5 protein-coding genes are annotated in these 2,840 nt (G+C 67.5%); all 5 read right to left on the bottom strand.

The features are described 5' to 3' along the window. Window positions 1–560 (bottom strand): Ig-like domain-containing protein (locus VGE27_RS15445; protein ID WP_331050566.1); only part of this gene is annotated, 560 nt, incomplete at its 3' end. 21 nt (window positions 561–581) lie between these two features. Then, window positions 582–1,178, bottom strand: coding sequence for an HD domain-containing protein (locus VGE27_RS15440; RefSeq protein ID WP_331050565.1), 597 nt, complete (start codon window positions 1,176–1,178; stop codon window positions 582–584). Window positions 1,179–1,216: 38 nt separating this feature from the next. Continuing rightward, window positions 1,217–1,726: a GAF domain-containing protein gene (locus VGE27_RS15435; RefSeq protein WP_331050564.1), complete on the bottom strand. Its 510-nt coding sequence runs from the start codon at window positions 1,724–1,726 to the stop codon at window positions 1,217–1,219. Window positions 1,727–1,770: 44 nt separating this feature from the next. After that, window positions 1,771–2,205 carry a DUF6992 family protein gene (locus tag VGE27_RS15430; RefSeq protein WP_331050563.1) on the bottom strand — a complete coding sequence of 145 codons (435 nt, stop codon included), beginning with the start codon at window positions 2,203–2,205 and terminating at the stop codon, window positions 1,771–1,773. A 24-nt stretch (window positions 2,206–2,229) separates the two neighbouring features. Next, the coding region (locus VGE27_RS15425; protein ID WP_331050562.1) for a hypothetical protein at window positions 2,230–2,840 on the bottom strand (611 nt) is incomplete at its 5' end.

Below are 2,840 nucleotides of genomic sequence, written 5' to 3'. Positions count from 1 at the left end.
GCCCGATCGACACGACCGGAGAGCGTGGCGCGTCCCATCGCCTTGGCTTCCACCAGGCCATCCGCGTTCACACTGACCGCCGCCGGATTGCTACTCGTCCACGTCACCCGATCGCGGCGCACATCGCCGCCGGCACTCTTCACGAGCGGTGCCAGCACCACACGCTGCCCGGCCACCATGCGCGTCGGGGCATCCACGGTAATCGTCGCTGCAGGACCCGGCACCATGCGCACTTCCACACGCTGCGTGAGCGCGGCAAAACCCGGAATCTGCGCCACCACCGTCACCGGCAGCGTGCCTGTCGAACCAGAGCGCACGAGACCATCGGGATCGACGCGGCCTTCGAATACACCGCCCGCCGCCACGAAGCGGATCTGCGCCGCCGACACGGGCTGACCCGACGCATCCACCACCCGTGCCTGCAATCGCAGGGTATCCTCGGCGACCACCACCGGCTCTGCCGGCGTGATCACGAGACGGGTGCCCTGCGCCGGGGCCGGCTGGGCCGCTGCGGGCTGCGCCGCCTGCAACAGAGCGGCCACGACGAGCATTGGTGTCATGTCACTTCCTCGGTGTTGATGTCAGGCTTCCTCGAGGCCGCGCGCCGCGCCCTCGAGCTCGTCCACGATCGGTGCATCGAATCCCACTTCGCGCAAGCGATCCGCCACGCGCCGATACCAGCGCACCGTGCCTTCACGGCCCGCCGAGAATCGTCCCCACACGGTTTCCGGGAATGCCGTACGACGCAGGTCGGAGAGGATGGAGTTGGCGTTGTGCACCTTGTCCGCGGCACACACCCAGAGTGCATCCTCGCTCGCGTGGCCGAGTCGATGCAGGTAGTCCTCCTTCCGCTCTTCCCACGAGAAGTCGACGCCGTCGTCATCGCTGCGGCGCGCCGTCACGGCGAGCACCGCATCAAGCACCGACGAGCCGAACTTGCGCCCGATGCGCTCCTCGAGCACCTCGCGCGGCAATCCATCGCGTACACCGTCTTCGATGACGTCGTGCAGAATGCCCGCCACCACCGTGTCTTCCGGACAGCTGTAGCGCGTCAGGATGATCGCGACGTTGGCCGGATGGGTGAGATAAGGAAGGCGTGTGCCCTTTCGCACTTGCTGGTCGTGATGCTTGGCAGCGAAGGCGAACGCGTGGTTGATGCGATCGGAGTACCCGGTCATGACCTGATCATTGGCAGAGGCGACGGGAAATCGCGGGTTCAGGCGGGGGTGGGAACATACGTCGTGCGGGTGAACCAGGCCATCAAGGCTTCGAGGCCCCGTTGGTCGGCATCACCAAAGGCATCGGGCTCCGCAGAGTCGATGTCGAGCACGGCCAGCAATGCTCCCGTGGAATCGAACACCGGCACCACGATTTCGCTGCGTGAACGGGCATCGCAGGCAATGTGACCGGGAAATGCGTGCACATCAGGAACCACCACGGTGCGACCTTCTGCGGCGGCGGTACCGCACACGCCGCGTCCGAAGCGGATGTCCTGACACCCCAGCGATCCCTGGTACGGGCCGACGCGAAGCATCTGTCCCGGTTCGACCACGCGATAGAAACCGGTCCACAAATGACCGAACGCGTGATGCAGCAGGGCGCTGGTGGTCGCCATGCCGGCGATGATGTCGCGGCTGTCCTCGAGCACGAGCTGCTGGATGGACAACAACTGCGCGTACGCGTCCTCACGGGGGACGGATCGCAGGTCGGGGATGACGGGTTCCATCGTGTATCAGGCTCGGGTGGTGTCGATCGCGGAGTGGTCGCCCGCTACCGCAGCGGTCCGATGGCATCGATCAGTCGCAGGTCGAGCACGGTGAGTGCGATGCCCTGCACGATCACACCGGCGCCGGCGCCGATTGCCCCCAGGCGCATGCCCCAGCGCCAACCGGCGATCGCGAGCGTGGCTCCGACGGCGGCGTACCCCACGTCGAGACCCGTGTTCAGCCACAGGATGTTCAGCAGTTCCTGCGTGCCACCAAAATCGCGCATTGTGAGCGTGCGGAAACTGCGCAAGGCGATCAGTGCGTTGATCGCACCCCACGCCGCCGTCTGAATGGCGAAATGCCGCAGCATCGGCGCAGCCGTGCGGCGCCAGGTGAGCCAGGCAAACAACGCCGTGCCCGTGACAATGCAGATGGCGCCCCACATCAGCAGCCGCTGCAGGTGCCCACGTTCCAACTCCAACAGCGTGTCTGCCCACATGATCGGAGACTAGCCGGGAGACCGTCAGCCGACCAGCGGCAAGGCACCAGTCCACATGATCACCGCACGCACCCGTCGGCCCCCTTGCTGTACGTGGCGCTGCGCCTGCCCGATCCAGGCCAGCGGCGTGGCGCCAAGTCGGGCGACGAGCACCACGTCGGCGGTCTCACGCGCGACCGACGCCCCCTGGCGGTCGGCCACGAGGACAGCGAAGTCGTAGGACGCCAGCAGGGCATCCAGCTCCTGCCGCGCGCTGCGCGGTCCGTCCGATGATCCAGCCCCAGCGGGAATCTGGCGCGAGGCATCCCGCGCTGCGGCTTCCCGCTGCCGGTGCACCGGCGCCGCGGAACGCGCGCGCATCAGATCCACCGCGGTATCGCCGCCCAGTGCGATGGCCCGTGTGGTGTCCCAGTGCAATGCGGCGTGCGCGTCGGCGTGGGCGTCAGCCCGCTGCAGCGACGGCGCCGGCAACAGCGCCCGCAGCGACCCACCACGCTCGGCCTGGTCCACCAGCACCGTCTCACGCGATTCGCGGGCCGCGATGGCGGCGAGAGGGATCGCCACTGCGGCGGCGACCATCGGCTGGTCGCTCAACACTTCCACTTCACGGGAGACGTCGCCGATGTTGGTGAGCG

The sequence above is a fragment of the Gemmatimonas sp. genome (assembly GCF_036405635.1).
Lineage (GTDB): Bacteria > Gemmatimonadota > Gemmatimonadetes > Gemmatimonadales > Gemmatimonadaceae > Gemmatimonas.
Note: the sequence above shows the minus strand (reverse complement) of the source record. Positions and strands in the feature narration are given on the sequence as shown.

Coding starts and splice junctions, on each gene's coding strand:
- VGE27_RS15440 (WP_331050565.1), bottom strand. CDS start 1,178: ATGACCGGGTACTCCGATCGCATCAACCACGCGTTCGCCTTCGCTGCC.
- VGE27_RS15435 (WP_331050564.1), bottom strand. CDS start 1,726: ATGGAACCCGTCATCCCCGACCTGCGATCCGTCCCCCGTGAGGACGCG.
- VGE27_RS15430 (WP_331050563.1), bottom strand. CDS start 2,205: ATGTGGGCAGACACGCTGTTGGAGTTGGAACGTGGGCACCTGCAGCGG.